A 14,819-nucleotide genomic window follows, 5' to 3' on the forward strand; every position below is an offset into this window, starting at 1 on the left:
GGGCGCCAGGCCTGTGAGCCAGAATTCCTATCTCGACGAGGCCCGTAGTGCCGCGCTCGCCTTCGGCGACAGCCTGCTCGGCATGGCGCGGCCGCGCCTGCGGCTGGGGGTCACCGGCCTGTCACGCTCGGGCAAGACCGTCTTCACCACGGCGCTGATCCAGAACCTGATCGAGGGCGCCAAGCTGCCGGTGCTGAAGGCTGCCACCGAGGGGCGGATTTCGCGCGTGCGCCTGGTGCCGCAGCCGGACCCCGAGATTCCCCGCTTTCCCTACGAGGCGCACCGTGCATCCCTGAATGGAGAGGCCCGCCGCTGGCCGGAATCGACGCGGCGGATCTCGGAGCTGCGCGTCGAGATCGACTATGAACGCGCGGCTGGCTGGTTCAAGGGGCCGGCAACGCTGACGCTCGACATCGTCGATTATCCCGGCGAATGGCTGCTCGATCTCGCCTTGATCGGACAGGATTACAAGAGCTGGTCGCGCCAGGCGGTCGGCGATGCGCGCAAGGCGCACCGGCAAATGGCGGCGTCGGACTGGCTTGCGGACCTTTCGCTGCGCGACCCGGCGGGGCCGCCGGACGAATTGGCCGCGGAGGCGGCGAGCGATCTGTTCAAGGCCTATCTCGCCAGGCTGAGGGCCGATCCAGAGGCTGTGGCGGTGACGCCGCCGGGGCGTTTCCTGATGCCGGGCGATCTCGAGGGCTCCCCGGCTCTGACCTTCGCGCCGCTCGATCTCGGCCATGATTCCGAGCCGCAGACCGGCACGCTGGCCGGGCTGATGGCGGAGCGGTTCGAGGCTTACAAGCGTGTCGTGGTGGCGCCGTTCTTTCGCGACCATTTCGCCAGGCTCGACCGGCAGATTGTGCTGGTCGACGTGCTGGCCGCGCTGGATGCCGGAGCACCCGCGCTGGCCGATCTGGAGACCGCGCTGGGGCAGGCGCTGGCGGCCTTCCAGGTCGGGCGCAATTCCTGGCTGACGAGCCTGTTTTCGCCGCGCATCGAGCGGGTGCTGTTCGCCGCGACCAAGGCCGACCATGTCCACCACAGCAGCCATGACCGGCTGGCAGCGGTGATGTCTCATCTCGTCGCGCGTGCCTCGTCGCGGGCGCAGGGCGCGGGCGCGCGGGTCGAGTCCATGGCGCTCGCCGCGGTGCGAGCGACGCGCGAGGTCCGGATGAAGCATGGGCGCGATGACCTGCCCGCCATTGTCGGCGTGCCGGAGGCCGGCGAGACCGTCGACGGCGAGGTCTTCGACGGGTTGGGGGAGGTCGCGATCTTCCCTGGCGAACTTCCCGAGCATGCGGCTGCGATCTTCGATCCGGGATCGCATTGGCAAATCCGGGCGCCGCGCTTCCGCCCGCCGCTTGTCGAGAGCGATGCAGGCGGGCGCACCCGGCCGCCGCCGCAGATTCGCCTCGACCGTGCGCTCGAGTTCCTGATCGGGGACAGGCTGGCATGAAGGCCCCGCGCGCCATCCGTCTCGATCCGGCGGGCACAGGCCCGGCCATCGCTGCCGACGCTCGCGAGCACGGCATCGCGATTCGCCCCGAAAGCGAGCCGATCGACACAGCCGAGCCCGTCATGGTGCCGGTCGCCCGGCGACGCTGGTCCTGGGGCGGCCTTTTCGTCGCCGGCTTGTCGGGTTTCCTGACGCTGTCGATCGGCGTCTGGGCCGAGCGGACCATCGTCTCGCTGATGAATGAGAGCCCGGTGCTGGGCTATGCGGCGCTGGCCTTTGCCGGTCTCGCGGCGCTCGCGCTGCTGGTCATGCTCGCCCGCGTGCTGCGCGACATCCTGCGCGAACGGAAGGTCGAGGCACTTCGCCTTCGCGCGACCGCCGCGCTGGCCGGCAGCAGCCTGACGGAGGCTCAAGCCGTGGCGGAGGATTTGGGCCGGCTCTACGCATCGCGGGCCGACACGGCCAGGCGGCGGGCGCTGCTCACCGACAGCCTGCCGCAGTTGTTTGCGGCGCGCGACGTGTTGACGGTGGCAGAGCGCAGCCTGCTGGCGCCGCTGGACGCGCAGGCGCAGGCGCAGATCGCGCAGGCGGCGCGGCGCGTCTCGCTGGTCACGGCAGTGAGCCCGCGGGCACTGATCGACGTGGTCTTCGTGTTGGTCGCCTGCGCCCGGCTGCTGCGGATGATCGCCGGCATCTATGCCGGCAGGCCCGGCACGCTTGGTCTGATCCGGCTGGGACGGCAGGTGCTCGGCCATCTCGTCGTCACCGGCGGCATCGCGGCGGGCGACGCCGTGATCCAGCAGGTGGTCGGGCAGGGGCTGGCGGCGCGGCTTTCCGCCAAGCTCGGGGAGGGCGTCCTGAACGGGCTGCTGACGGCGCGGATCGGCCTGGCGGCACTGGCGGTCTGCCGGCCGTTGCCCTTCGTCGAGGCCACGCCGCCGACGCTCGGCGACGTCGCGGGCGATCTGACCTCGTGGCGCGGGGCGGCGGAGCAGGGCGCTTCCTGAAGCGCGGCAGATTTTGCCGGGACAGGCGGATTCTGCCCGGCTGAAAGCGCCGTGAAACATCCCGGACACCATGCAAGTCCTTGAAATATCGTGCGTGCCGGCATGGCATGGCGCGTGCAGTTATCGCCTCGAAGTTGAGGGCAGCCCTTTGGGGGCGCCGGTAGAGGTGAGGGTTTCATGGGTGTCTTCAGCGCATTGACGACAGCAGTTTCGGGAATTCAGGCGCAGTCCTATGCGCTCGAGAACATTTCCGGCAACATCGCCAATTCCCGCACGGCCGGTTTCAAGCGGGTCGATACGACCTTCTCCGACCTTGTGCCGGATTCGGCGTTGAACCGGCAGATTTCGGGTTCGGTCGCGGCCTACAGCCAGGCCACGAACTCGATCCAGGGCGACCTGACGGCGACGCGGATCGACACCAACGCCGCGATCAACGGCGACGGCTTCTTTGTCGTGGATCAGCGCCTCAATGGCGTCGGCACCAACACGCAGTTCTCCAACAGCAATATCTACACGCGCCGAGGCGATTTCGACTTCGACGCCAACGGCTATCTCGTCAACGGCGCCGGCTATTATCTCAAGGGGCTCAAGATCGACACGGTGACGGGCTCGCTGATCGGCACCCAGCCGGAGGTCTTGCGCATCACCAAGGAGCAGTTCCCGGCGAAGGCCACGACCTCGATCGAGTACCGCGCCAACATCCCGGCTTTCCCCGGCACCAATAATGCAAACGTGGCGACCCCCGGGTCGGAGCTGCTGAGCCCCACCGGCTTTACCAGCAACCCCCTGTCGACCACCGAGGGCGGAACGGGCGTCGTCATCGGCAGCGAGATCACCAGCTTCCTCAACCAGTCGATTCCCGGCGGCTCGGTCACGGTGTACGACTCGCTGGGCAAGGCGACCAGCGTCGAGCTGCGCTGGGCCAAGACAGCCAACGCAGCGGCCGGCCCGCCGGCGACCGTGGACACCTGGAACCTGTTCGTCGCCCAGGACACCAGCGCTACGGGCGCAGCCGTCGCCTACCGCAATGTCAATACCAGCATCACCTTCGGGTCGACCGGCCAGCTGACCGCCCCGGCGACCGGCAACATCGCGCTGCCGACGTTGACCATCGCCGGCACGACGATCAGCGGCATCCAGGTCACGGCAGGGGGCAACGGCCTGACCCAGAACGGCGACGTCAGCGGCCAGATCGACGCTCGCTCGATCCGGCAGGACGGCTATACGGCCGGCACCCTCGACCGGACCTCGGTCTCTGCAGACGGGCAGGTCATCGGCACCTTCAGCAACGGCCAGGTCGTGGCGCTTGCACAGCTCTCGGTCGCCCGCTTCAACGCCGACAACGCCCTGAAGCGGCTCGATGGCGGCGCCTTCGAGGAGACGATCGAATCCGGTCCCCCGATCATCGGGCTCGGCACCTCGCAGCTCATCGGTGGCAATATCGAGCAGTCCAACACCGACATCGCCGACGAATTCTCGAAGATGATCGTCACCCAGCAGGCCTACTCGGCCAACACCAAGGTGATCACCACGGCGCAGGAGATGCTGCAAGACGTCTTCAGCATCATCCGCTGATTTCGACGCAAGGCGTGGCGCGGTCCTTGAGCGTCGTGGGTAGCGACAGGAGCTGACCATGGGTCTCAGCGCGTCCCTCAATACGGCGATCGCCGGTCTGAACGCCACGCAGATCGGCATCGGCGTCGTCTCGCAGAACGTCTCGAATGCCGGGACGACGGGCTATGTTCGTCGCACCGTCTCGACCTCCGACAGCCTCAGCGGTCAGACGGTCGGGACGCAGAGCACGCAGGTCCAGCGCCTGCTGGACAAAATCGTCCAGCACCAGCTCTGGCAGGAATCGTCGGGCGCGGCCTACACCTCGACGCGGGCCGAGGTCCTGTCCAGCGTCGACAAGCTCTATGGTGCGCCTGGCAGCGCGACCGCGCTCGACACGGTCTATAATGGCTTCACCAGCTCTCTCCAGGCACTCCGGAACGATCCGTCGTCCTACAGCCTGCGCTCTGCGGTGCTGGACTCGGCGACCCAGCTCGCGAGCCGGCTGAACACGCTGTCCGATGGTGTGCAGGCGCTGCGCGAACAGGCTGAAAGCGGCATCGCCAGCGCCGTCACCCAGGTCAACGATCTGCTCGGCGCGCTGACGAATGTGAATGCCCGGATCGTCGGATCGCCCAACGATCCCGCAGCCGCCAATCTGAAGGACCAGCGCGACCTGATTCTGTCGGAGCTGTCGCAATATATCGACATCAAGACCAGTGAGGATGCGCGCGGCTCGATCAGCATCACCACTGGCTCCGGCACGCAGATCTTCGATGGCCGCCCTGCGGTGACGTTCAGCTTCGACGCGCATTCCGGCATCGGGCCGGATGATCAGTGGAGCAGCGATCCGACGAAGCGCGGCGTCGGCACGATCTCCTTGACCACCAGTTCCGGTAGCGTCCTGGACGCGATCACGAACAAGACGTTTCGGTCGGGCGAGATCGCGGCCCTTCTGGATGTCCGAGACAAGACGCTGGTCCAGGCGCAGGCGCAGCTCGACGAGATCGCGGCGCAGCTCTCCAGTGCGCTGTCGGACAAGGCAATCGCCGGAACGCCCGTCACTGCGGGTGCGGCGACGGGATTTGACGTCGATCTCACGGGATTGCAGTCCGGCAACAGCGTCACGCTCGACTACGCGGTGACGCCAGGCGGCGCGACGCAGCGCTTCACCTTCGTGCGCGTCGAATCGGGCTCGTCGCTGCCTCTGCCCGCCTCGGCCAGCGGCGATGCCAATAACCGCGTCATCGGCATCGACTTCTCGGGTGGCCCGGCGTCCGTCGCCACCCAGATTCAGGCTGCCGTCGGCAGCGGCTTTACCGTCTCCAACACCGGCTCGGTGCTGCGGATCGTCGATGACGGTGCGGCTGGAACGCGCGACGTCAAGGCGTTGACCGCGCGTCCGACGGCCACCAGCCTGTCCTCTGCCGGCGGCAGCGCCGAGTTGCCCCTGTTCGTCGATGCCGGCAATGGCGGGAGCCTCTATACGGGTTCCCATGAGAACGGTTCGCAGATCGTCGGCTTTGCTGGCCGGATCGGGCTCAACCAGGCGCTGATCGCGGACAGGTCGAAGCTCGTGACCTTCGACACGACGACAGCTCAGGGCGACGCGACTCGGCCGCAGCTGATATTGGACCGACTGACCCAGAGCACGCGCAGCTTTACCAACAGCACGGGCCTCGACGGCTCGACCGCGACGACGAGTTCGACCGTCTCGAACTTCGTGCAGCGGGTCGTGTCCTCGCAGGGCCAGGTTGTTGCGACCGCCCAGCGGCTGGACGAGGGCCAGCAGGTCGCGCTCGCAGCGATCCAGAGCCGGTTCCAGGCGACATCCCAGGTCAGTGTCGACCAGGAAATGTCGACGCTGATCGAGCTTCAAACTGCCTATGCCGCCAACGCCCGCATCATCTCGACCGTGAAAGAGATGATGGACGTTCTACTGAGAGTGTGAGCGCGCCATGACCATCACCTCCTACGGTACCGGAGCCTACCGGTCCGCCTCGCCCAACAGCTTCGTCTCGACCCGCGGCCAGCTCTCCGATCTCGAGCGTCAGCTCGCGACAAAGGAGAAGGCCGAGAGCTATGGCGCGCTCGGCCTGGACCGCATCACGAGCCTGGACCTCAACGCCAAGGTCTCGAGCCTCGATTCCTGGCTCGACGGTATCTCGCTGGCCGACGTCAACGTCAAATTGGCGACCAAGAGCGTGGAGAACTTCGCCAAGCTGGCCAGCGAGACCGTCAATGACACACGGTCGAACAGCTATGTCGCAAGCGCGACAGGCCGCTCCGCCCCTCAGGTGCTGGCCGAGGAAAAGTTCAAGCAGACGCTCGACTTGCTCAACACCAACGTTAATGGCCGCTATCTGTTCTCGGGCAAGACCTCGGACGTCCAACCCACAGTCAGCTACAGCGAATTGATCGACGGCGACGGCACCGGGCGCGCCGGCCTGCGGCAGCTGATCTCCGAGCGCAAGCAGGCGGATCTCGGCGTCTCGGGGCTCGGACGCCTGACGACGGGCGGGGCAGGGGCGACGGCGACGATCGCCGACGAGGCGCCCGTTCACAGCTACGGCTTCAAGCTGGCGGGCGCGACCAGCACCTCGGCTTCACTGGCGCCCACCTTCACCGCCGGCCCGCCGGCCGATGTCTCGGTCACCGTCGCGAGCCAACCCGTGTCCGGCGACGCCTTGCGCTTCAAGCTCAACCTGCCCGACGGCACGCAGGAGGAGATCGTCCTGACGGCGCGTGCTGCGGGCACCACCGGCCCCGCCAGCGACAGCTTCGAGATTGGGGTGGACGTCAATGCGACCGCCGCCAATCTGCGCAGCGCCATCACCTCGGCGTTGACCAAGGCTGCCTCGACGACGCTGTCGGCAGCATCGTCGCAGGTCGCGGCGAAGAACTTCTTTGCCGGTAGCGTCAGCAATCCGCCGCTTCGCGTGCCTGGACCGCCCTACGACACCGCCACGGCCGCGCCCGTGGCAGGCACAGCGGCCAACACCGTGATCTGGTATCAGGGCGACGACGATTCCGACCCGGCGCGGAGCACCTCGACCGTGCAGGTCGACAAGGGGCAACTGGTCGGCACCGGCGCCCGGGCAAACGAGGAAGCGTTCCGCGTCGGGCTCGCCCAGTTCGCGGTGCTGGCGATCGAGACCTTTCCCGCCGGCGATCCCAATTCGCAGGCTCGCTATGAGGCGACGACGTCGCGCGTCAGCGAGAAGCTCGGATTTGGCGGCTCCGTCCAGAAGCCCTCCGAGATCATCATCGACTTCGGCTCTGCCCAAACGTCGCTGGCGCGCGCGAAGGAACGGCACGAGAGCACCAAGAACTATCTGACGACGACTCTGGCAGGGGTGGAGAACGTCACGACCGAAGAGGTCGCGGTGCAGATCCTGGCACTGCAGACCCAGCTCCAGGCGAGCTACCAGACGAGCGCAATCCTCTCCAAGCTCTCGCTGACGAACTATCTCTGAGCGCGCACGCGGCGCAGGCAAGGCCGAAACGAGAAAGGCGCCGCCCGGTCGGGGCGGCGCCTTTGGCTTTGGATCGCTGTCGTCCACCCAAAGGGCGGGCCGTGGGAGCCTCTGTCAGCGCCCGCGGAGACCAGCGGCGATGTCGCGGTTGATGCCGACGAGCACGGTCAGATGCTGCGCCTGCGGTTCGGCGGAGATCTGGAAGGTCCGGTTGAAGATGAAGTTGGCGAGCGCCAGAATGTTCTGCTTGATGCCAACCGGCAGCGGGTTGTCCTCCGCAATCACCGCGGAGACCAGGAGCGTCCAGAGCTTGCGGTTATAGGCGAGCGCCTCGTCAAGCTCATTCTTGCGCATGTCCCAGTCGTCGCTGATGGACTGCAGACGCGTGGCCGCCTTGATGAGGAGGGAGGCTTCCAATTCGCGGGGGGGGACAGTGGCCTGCGCCGATTTCGCGGCGGATGCGTATGCATTAAACCCGTGTTGCATGAGCGATGAGTTCCGCTTCGTAGACGATCAGCTTTTTCGCAGCCTTGAGAGCTTTGTACAGCTCGTCACTTAAGATGCGGTTATTGATCTCGTGAACATGCGGCAGAGCGCTGGGCGCGGCTCCGACGAAATCCTGTACCAGCTCGAAATAGGTCTGATAGCCCTGGGTCGGGTCCTGGGCGAGATACATCAGCTGGATTGACAGATAGATCTTCTTGGCGGGCGTATCGGCGCTCGTCGAGGTGAGAATATCCTTCTCGCGCAGGATCGGCGCCTCGCCCTCGATGAAGAAGCGCGTGCGCTGTTCATCGTTGCGGATGACGACCTGGCCGATGATAATGCGCTCGCGCGGCTTGAGCTCGACCTTGAGTGCCATGTCTGTCCCGCCTTCTGGCTGGAGGGGAGGGGCGGGCCGAGGCGGCGTCGCTTACTGGAAGAGCCGCAGCACGCCCTGATCGGCCTGGTTGGCGAGCGACAGGGCGGTCTGCGAAAGCTGCTGGCGGGTGTTGAGGGCCAGCAGGCTCGCGCCTTCCGCGTTCGAGTCCGCCGAGACCAGGTTGTCTGCACCCTGCGTCAGGACGTTGCTCAGGTCCTTGGTGAAGTCCTGGCGGGTCTGCGCGACCGAGAGATTGGCGCCGAGCGAGGAGGAGATCGACTTCAGCGAGGTCAGCGAGCTCGTCAGTGCCGCCGTGGCCTTGTCGAGATCGGAGTCGTTCTGGAAGTTGAAGAAGCCGGCGAGCTGGGTGTTCGTGGCCTGCGAGAGGCCCAGATTATCGGCGCTGAGCGTCGAGCCCTGGATCTCAAGCTTGGACTGGTTCTTGCCGGTCTTCTCGTTGAAGGCGATCGAGACCTTGTCGCCCTGCAGCAGGTTGACGCCGTTGTAGCTCGAATCCTTGGCCAGGCTGTCGATCTGCGAGCGCAGGTCGTTGAACTGCTGGATCAGGTTGGAGCGGACGGCGGAGGTGACGTTGCTGCCAGTGATGGTGGATGTCGCGACGACGTTGTCGGCCAATGCGAAGCCGAAATCGCTGTTGTCGCTGGTCGCACCCGTTGCGACGACGTCGGCGGCGGTGCCGGCGGCGGTGATTTCGGCCGCTGTCGGAGCTCCGGCGGCAGCCGGCGTGAAGGTGCTCGTGCCAATGCCGAACGCAACCGTTTCCGAGCCAACGCCCTTGACGTTGAACTGGCCCTTCTCATCGACGAAGGCGGTGGCGAGACCGGACTTGTTGATCTCGTTGACGACGTCGCGCACGGTCGCGTTCGTGCTGAGGAACGAGGCCTTGTAGGTGGTCGTGCCGGAGGTGATGGAGATAGAAGTCGTCGATTCGTCGCCCGCCGCCAAGGTGGGACCCGCGACGTTACCGGAATAGGTCGCCGTCGCCGTGTTGGCAGTGGCGCCGTTGCTGTCGACGATACGCTTGTCGAGAGCGATGTCCTTGAGGCTCTTGCTGGTGAGAGCGGCTTCGGCGGCGGTGGCGAGAGCCGTGCCGGCTTTGGTCGGGCGGTTCTGAGCCGCGTCGGCCTGGGCCTGCTTCACCGTGGACTGGAGCGAAGACACCAGCTTGGTGATGCCGTCGATGCCCTTGGAGGCAGCCTGAATGGTCTGAATGCCGTTGGAGATGCCGTCAAGCAGGCCGGTGAGCTGGCTGGATCGATCGTTCAGCGAACCGGCGGTGAAGAAATTCACCGGGCTGTCGATGGCCGAGTTGACCTTCTTGCCGGTGGCGAGACGGTTTTGGATCGCGGTGGCCTGCGACTGGACCGAGGAGAGCGAGGAGACGGCGCTGCGAACGCCGGAGGAGAGAGTAACGGACATAACTGAGAACCCTTCTGGGATGATGCCTTCTGGCGTCGTGGCCGTTCTGGCCCTGACCTCCGAACGTTTGGCCTCCAGCCCGTAACAAGTCGTAAATTTCGACGCTCGAATGCCTCGCGTCGGCTCCTGCCGCCGGACATGGTTAAGGCGGTGCTAAGCCGATGCTGTGGGGCAAAACGAAAGACGCCCGCGCGGGGCGGGCGTCTTCGTGCTCAACGGATTGCGGGGAGGGCGCCTCAGGCGATCCGCTCGATTTCATGTCGACGGGTGTCTCGATCGTCCTGCGCCCGCTCGGTGAGCTCGCGCGAGTAGATGCGCAGTTTGAGCAGCGTCTCGTCAGGGAGTTGCGCGATCGTCTCGCCGGTGCGCGGATCCTTTTCCTCCAGCACGACGGTGCGTGTGCGCGGCTCGATCACCAGCCGGCGATCGACGGACTGCTTCACGTCTGCCTGGCTTTGCTGGCGCTGCTGCTGCTTCACGGCCGTCCGTTGCTCGAACGCGGCACGGCTCTGGGCGTCGCGGTCCCGGGCGCGCAGTTCGAGCTTGACCGCCGTTCCGGCTTGCGCGGACTGGACAGTCTGCTCGGGCGGAAGCTCGACATTTACGCTCCCTTGCGTTGCGACGACGTCGGCGCGGCTGACGGGGGGAGGGCCTCCTACGGGCGCCAGCTTGGACGCGCTGCCAAAATCCATGGTTTTACTCCTTCTGGAGTCGGGCACAGCGGCGCGATGCCGCTGCTTGCCGTTCATGCCCGAACAGGCGCAGCTGTCCGAACCTGACCAAGCTGCCGGAAAACTTTGAATCCGACGTTAGGAAGTTAGGTAAATATTGACGGTTGACGTGCCAGCGGCCTCAGAGCCGGCGCGAGACCATCAGCGGCCCCGAGTTCGGCCGTGCGAAGGCGCCTGCGCCGACGGTCGCCGTTGGGCCATAGCCCGCGGCGCGCGACGGGCGGTTGGCGTCGGCTGCCAGGTCTCGGACGATCGATTCCGAGACGGCGCGTGCGGTCGCCAGAACGATCTGGTTGGTCTCGATCAGGGTCTGGAACGAGAGATGAGCCGTCTTCAGGCGCTTGACCTGTTCGGGTACGAAGCGCGCCAGCGAGACCGCGTTGAGCTTCACCTGCTCGACGCCGCGCATATAGATACCGGCGAGTTCCGTTTTCCGCGGCTCCCGCGTCATCGCCTCCGGCAGGCGGCCGGCCCGGACCAGTTCGGTCTCCTCGCCGACGAGATGGGACAGTGCCGACAGTGCCTCCAGCACCGCCTCGATCAGCGCCTTCGCCTCGAGCGCGCTGGCGATGCGTGGCCGCTCGTCGAGAACGCGCCTAGGAACCGACATTCTGGACTCCGACGGTGCCGCTCGCCTGGGCGCTGGACTGTTCCTGCACCCGCAGCAGATCACGCAATATCTGGTCCGACAGGCCGATGCCGCCAGCCTTCTGCAGCTGCTTGGCGTATTGCTGGGTCAGCTGCGACTTGTAGATGTCACCGCCGACCCCGTTCTCGCCGAGCGGGCCCTCGCTGCCCGGCGCGGTCGCGGTCAGCTGCTGCGTGACCTGCTCCAGGAACACGGTCTCGAAATCGTCCGCCTGCTTCTTGGCCTTGGCCTTTGCCGGGTCGAGCGCGTTCGCAAGGCTGCCGATCACGCTTCCGGCCGCACCCAGAGCCAGCTTGGCCGCCGGTATCGCAAGGGTTGCACTCATCACATCACCTCGATTTCGGCCTGGAGGGCGCCTGACGCCTTGATGGCCTGGAGAATGGAGATCAGGTCGCGCGGGCCGATGCCGAGCGCGTTCAGGCCATCGACGAGTTCGGCGAGCGTGACACTGTCGCGGACCACGGCGAGCTTGTTGCCGCCGCCGGTATCGACCTTCACATTGGTTCGCGGAGTCACGACGGTCTGCCCGTCCGACAACGGGCCTGGTTGGCTGACCTGCGGCTGCTCCGTGATGGTGACGGTCAGGTTGCCCTGCGCGACCGCCACCGTGGACACCCGCACATCCTTGCCCATGACGATGATGCCGGAGCGCTCGTCGATGACGATGCGGGCGAGTTGGTCGGGCTCGATCCGGAGCTGCTCGATGTCGGTGAGCATGCGGATCATGTTTCCCTGGAAGCGGGGCGGGATCTGCAACGCGACCGTCGAGGGGTCGGTCGGCTCGGCCGCGTCGGCGCCGAGGAAGTCATTGATCGCGGCGGCCATGCGGCGTGCCGTGGTGAAATCGGGGTTGCGCAGCGCAAGGCGCAGCGTCTTCAGCTTGTTCAGGGCGAACTCGATCTCGCGCTCGATCAGGCCGCCATTGGCGATGCGGCCGACGGTCGGCACGCCGCGGGTGATCTTGCTGGCATCGCCCTCGGCGGAGAAGCCGGCGATGGCGACCGGCCCCTGCGAGACGGCATAGACCTCGCCATCGGCGCCGAGCAGCGGCGTCACCAAGAGTGTACCGCCCTGCAGCGACTTGGCGTCGCCGAGCGCCGACACCGTCACGTCGAGCCGCGTCCCTTGCGTGGCGAAGGGCGGCAGGTTTGCCGTCACCATCACGGCGGCGACATTGGCGGTGCGCATATTGGCACCGCGGGTGTTGACGCCGAGCCGCTCCAGCATCGCGGTGAGCGACTGCTTGGTGAAGGGCGCGTTGTTGAGCGTGTCGCCGGTGCCGTTGAGGCCAACGACGATGCCGTAGCCGAGGATCTGGTTGGAACGGACGCCTTCGACGGAGGCCAGGTCCTTGATCCGCGACAATGCCTGGGCCGGGCCGGCTGCCACGGCGAGGCCCAGCGCGAGCAGCGCCGCCAGGGGCTTCACCAGGGATGTCAGGGCGGCTTTGCGGAACATGGTCTCACCGGCAGGAGAAATCGATCGCTGTTCCACCTGCGATCCGCGTGCCAGACGACGACAACTTGAAAGCCCTGCTTTATCAGTTGTTTGGAAATCCGGCGCAGGGTCGTGGCGGTCGTTGTGAGGCTGCCGATCCTGCCGGGGCGGCAGTTTATGCCGGGTGATTTACCGCCTGTTAACCATCCCGGCGCGAGGGTTTTCCATGACCAGTTACGCGAGGCGACCATGATCCGGATCGATCAGCGCGCGCCTGTCTCCAACGCCGGCCCGGCAGGTTCCGCAAGGCGCGCGGGGAGCGCCGCCTTCACATTGCCGACAAAGGACAGCGCGGCCGCTGCGCGCAGCGCCAATGTGAGCGCGGCCGGCCCGCTCGACACGCTGCTGGCCGTGCAGGCCTATGAAGAGCCCCATGAGCGCAAGAAGCGCCAGGCGAAGCGCGGCCACGACCTGCTCGACGGGCTCGACCGACTGAAGGCGGCGCTGCTCTCGGGCCGCGTCAACATCTCCGAGCTCGAGCAGATCCGGGCCAATCTCGCCCAGCGGCGCGAAGCCACCGACGATCCGCGCCTCGATGACGTGCTGGCCCATATCGAGCTGAGGGCGGCCGTCGAATTGGCGAAGCTCGGGCGGTGATCTCGCGCGTCATGGTCGGGCTCGACCCGAGCATCTCGTGACAAGAAGGCTGTAGCCTTATCCGGCCCGAGATTCTCGGGTCCGCGCTTCGCTTGGCCCGAGAATGACGGCTGTGCCGGTTCTCAACGAAGGAACTGGTCCGCATAGTCCGCGCCAAGGCCGTTCGTGGCGTAGTGCGCGCGGCATTTGTCGAGCCGGGTGAAGACGTCATCGTAGCCCAGGCATTTGCCGTCCGGATCGACATAGATCATCGCGCCGTTGACCTGGAACATGGTGATCATCTCCTCCGTCTCAGGGTCGACCACCAGAGTATGCGTCTCGCCCGGCGCCTCGTAGACATAGGCACCTTCCGTCGCGACCCAGTCATGCTCGAGATAGCGCCACTGGCCTTTGAGCACATAGCCATGCACGGGCTGCGGATGGCGGTGGCGTGAGAGCACGCCGGAGCGGCGCACGCGCAGCAGGTTCATCCAGTAGCCGCGGGTGACGCTGAGGCAAAGCGGCCGGAACCAGACATTGTCGTCGACCGGTACCCAGACGCGCTCGTCGGTCGGAATGACGTTGGGAACGATCAATTCGGGCGGCGAATCCTTCGGCTGCGGGTGGCGATAGGGCGTCCAGCGTTCGGCGTCGGTGGCGGCGACAGGCATCGGGCTGGTCTCGGTCATCGCGTTTCTCCCGTTTCGTCTCATGTGAACCGGCCATTGCGAACCTGATTCAGGATCGTCCAGCATCATCCTGTGCCGGTTATATTTTTTGCCGTCAGGTGTCCGCCGCTCAGACGGCCAGATAGCCGCCGTCGACCGGCAGGATCGTGCCGGTGATGAAGGCTGCCGCATCCGACAGCAGGAACGCAATCGCGCCGCCGACATCGCCGGGCTGCCCCCAGCGGCCCATCGGCGTGCGGGCGAGAATCGGAGCCGAGCGGGCGGCATCCTCGACCAGTGGCCGGGTCAACTCGGTCTCGATCCAGCCCGGTGCCACCGCGTTGACGCGGATGCCGTCCTGCGCCCAGGCGGCGGCGAGCGATTTGGTGAGCTGGCCGATCGCGCCCTTGGAGGCAGCATAGCCCGGCGCGAAGGCCGAGCCGTGGAAGGTCAGCATCGAGGCGATGTTGACGATGCCGCTGCCGTGCCCAGCGGCGAGCTTGTCCTTCGCCGCCAGGCACATCCGCATCGTGCCGCCGAGGTTGACCTCGATGGTCAGGCGGAAGGCGTCGATCTCGAACTCCTTGCCGCCGCGCTGGATCATGCCGGCGCAGTTCACCAGCGCGTCGAGACGCGGGCAGGCGGCTATGATCGCGGCGACCTGATCGTCGCTGGTGACATCGAGCTGCGCGTGGCGGATCGCGAGGTGGGGCGGCGGGCCTGCGACCTCCTCGGCGGTGAGGCCCGTGGCGAGGACGTCGTAGCCGGCTGTCGCCAGAGCGAGCGCTGCTCCCTGGCCGATGCCGCGGGTCCCCCCGGTGACGAGGGCGAAGCGTGGGGTGGTGCGGGAGGCGTCGTCGGTCATGGACCCAAGACTATCGGCGCGGGACGCCCGCGGGAAGG

At 66.5% G+C, this 14,819-nt stretch carries 15 protein-coding genes; 6 read left to right on the forward strand and 9 right to left on the reverse strand.

Annotated features, from left to right (window positions below; all coding sequences use genetic code 11):
* The first annotated feature begins 13 nt into the window (after window positions 1-13).
* The 5 genes from AE618_RS01125 (at window position 14) to AE618_RS01145 (ending at window position 7,493) form a co-directional block, all read left to right on the forward strand.
* Complete coding sequence (locus AE618_RS01125; protein ID WP_054207209.1) at window positions 14-1,459, forward strand: YcjX family protein; 1,446 nt, start codon at window positions 14-16, stop codon at window positions 1,457-1,459.
* Entirely contained in the window at window positions 1,456-2,466 is a 1,011-nt protein-coding gene (locus tag AE618_RS01130; RefSeq protein ID WP_054207210.1) for a YcjF family protein, read from the forward strand. Before AE618_RS01125 ends, AE618_RS01130 begins: the two co-directional genes overlap by 4 nt.
* 177 nt (window positions 2,467-2,643) lie before the next feature.
* Window positions 2,644-4,041: a flagellar hook protein FlgE gene (locus AE618_RS01135; protein ID WP_054207211.1), complete on the forward strand. Its 1,398-nt coding sequence runs from the start codon at window positions 2,644-2,646 to the stop codon at window positions 4,039-4,041.
* A gap of 58 nt (window positions 4,042-4,099) precedes the next feature.
* Window positions 4,100-5,968, forward strand: coding sequence for a flagellar hook-associated protein FlgK (flgK, locus tag AE618_RS01140; protein WP_054207212.1), 1,869 nt, complete (start codon window positions 4,100-4,102; stop codon window positions 5,966-5,968).
* Window positions 5,969-5,975: 7 nt separating this feature from the next.
* Window positions 5,976-7,493: a hypothetical protein gene (locus AE618_RS01145; RefSeq protein WP_054207213.1), complete on the forward strand. Its 1,518-nt coding sequence runs from the start codon at window positions 5,976-5,978 to the stop codon at window positions 7,491-7,493.
* Window positions 7,494-7,607: 114 nt separating this feature from the next.
* On the opposite strand, the gene flaF is transcribed toward AE618_RS01145, so the two are convergent.
* From flaF to AE618_RS01180, 7 genes are all read right to left on the reverse strand, one after another.
* Window positions 7,608-7,979, reverse strand: coding sequence for a flagellar biosynthesis regulator FlaF (flaF, locus tag AE618_RS01150; RefSeq protein WP_082364897.1), 372 nt, complete (start codon window positions 7,977-7,979; stop codon window positions 7,608-7,610).
* On the reverse strand, window positions 7,963-8,355 hold the full coding sequence (gene flbT / locus AE618_RS01155; protein ID WP_054207214.1) for a flagellar biosynthesis repressor FlbT: 393 nt from the start codon (window positions 8,353-8,355) through the stop codon (window positions 7,963-7,965). Before flbT ends, flaF begins: the two co-directional genes overlap by 17 nt.
* A 51-nt stretch (window positions 8,356-8,406) precedes the next feature.
* Window positions 8,407-9,795 carry a flagellin gene (locus AE618_RS01160; protein WP_054207215.1) on the reverse strand — a complete coding sequence of 463 codons (1,389 nt, stop codon included), beginning with the start codon at window positions 9,793-9,795 and terminating at the stop codon, window positions 8,407-8,409.
* Window positions 9,796-10,031: 236 nt separating this feature from the next.
* Window positions 10,032-10,487: a hypothetical protein gene (locus tag AE618_RS01165; RefSeq protein ID WP_054207216.1), complete on the reverse strand. Its 456-nt coding sequence runs from the start codon at window positions 10,485-10,487 to the stop codon at window positions 10,032-10,034.
* Between the two features lie 160 nt (window positions 10,488-10,647).
* Window positions 10,648-11,136, reverse strand: a complete 489-nt coding sequence (locus AE618_RS01170; protein WP_054207217.1) for a hypothetical protein — start codon at window positions 11,134-11,136, stop codon at window positions 10,648-10,650.
* Window positions 11,123-11,500 (reverse strand): rod-binding protein, encoded by a 378-nt coding sequence (locus tag AE618_RS01175; protein ID WP_054207218.1) that lies wholly within the window; start codon window positions 11,498-11,500, stop codon window positions 11,123-11,125. The genes AE618_RS01170 and AE618_RS01175 overlap by 14 nt, the downstream gene beginning before the upstream one ends.
* Entirely contained in the window at window positions 11,500-12,633 is a 1,134-nt protein-coding gene (locus AE618_RS01180) for a flagellar basal body P-ring protein FlgI (protein WP_054207219.1), read from the reverse strand. Before AE618_RS01180 ends, AE618_RS01175 begins: the two co-directional genes overlap by 1 nt.
* 228 nt (window positions 12,634-12,861) lie before the next feature.
* Between AE618_RS01180 and AE618_RS01185 the strand changes: the two genes are divergently transcribed.
* Complete coding sequence (locus AE618_RS01185) at window positions 12,862-13,269, forward strand: flagellar assembly protein FliX (protein WP_156330038.1); 408 nt, start codon at window positions 12,862-12,864, stop codon at window positions 13,267-13,269.
* Window positions 13,270-13,391: 122 nt separating this feature from the next.
* Here AE618_RS01185 and AE618_RS01190 read toward each other — a convergent pair whose 3' ends face one another.
* Together AE618_RS01190 and AE618_RS01195 are read right to left on the reverse strand one after the other, a co-directional pair.
* Window positions 13,392-13,937 (reverse strand): 2,4'-dihydroxyacetophenone dioxygenase family protein, encoded by a 546-nt coding sequence (locus AE618_RS01190; protein ID WP_054207220.1) that lies wholly within the window; start codon window positions 13,935-13,937, stop codon window positions 13,392-13,394.
* A gap of 109 nt (window positions 13,938-14,046) precedes the next feature.
* Complete coding sequence (locus AE618_RS01195) at window positions 14,047-14,781, reverse strand: SDR family NAD(P)-dependent oxidoreductase (RefSeq protein WP_054207221.1); 735 nt, start codon at window positions 14,779-14,781, stop codon at window positions 14,047-14,049.
* Window positions 14,782-14,819 lie beyond the last annotated feature (38 nt).

The organism is Allobosea vaviloviae (assembly GCF_001298265.1).
GTDB classification, from domain to species: domain Bacteria; phylum Pseudomonadota; class Alphaproteobacteria; order Rhizobiales; family Beijerinckiaceae; genus Allobosea; species Allobosea vaviloviae_B.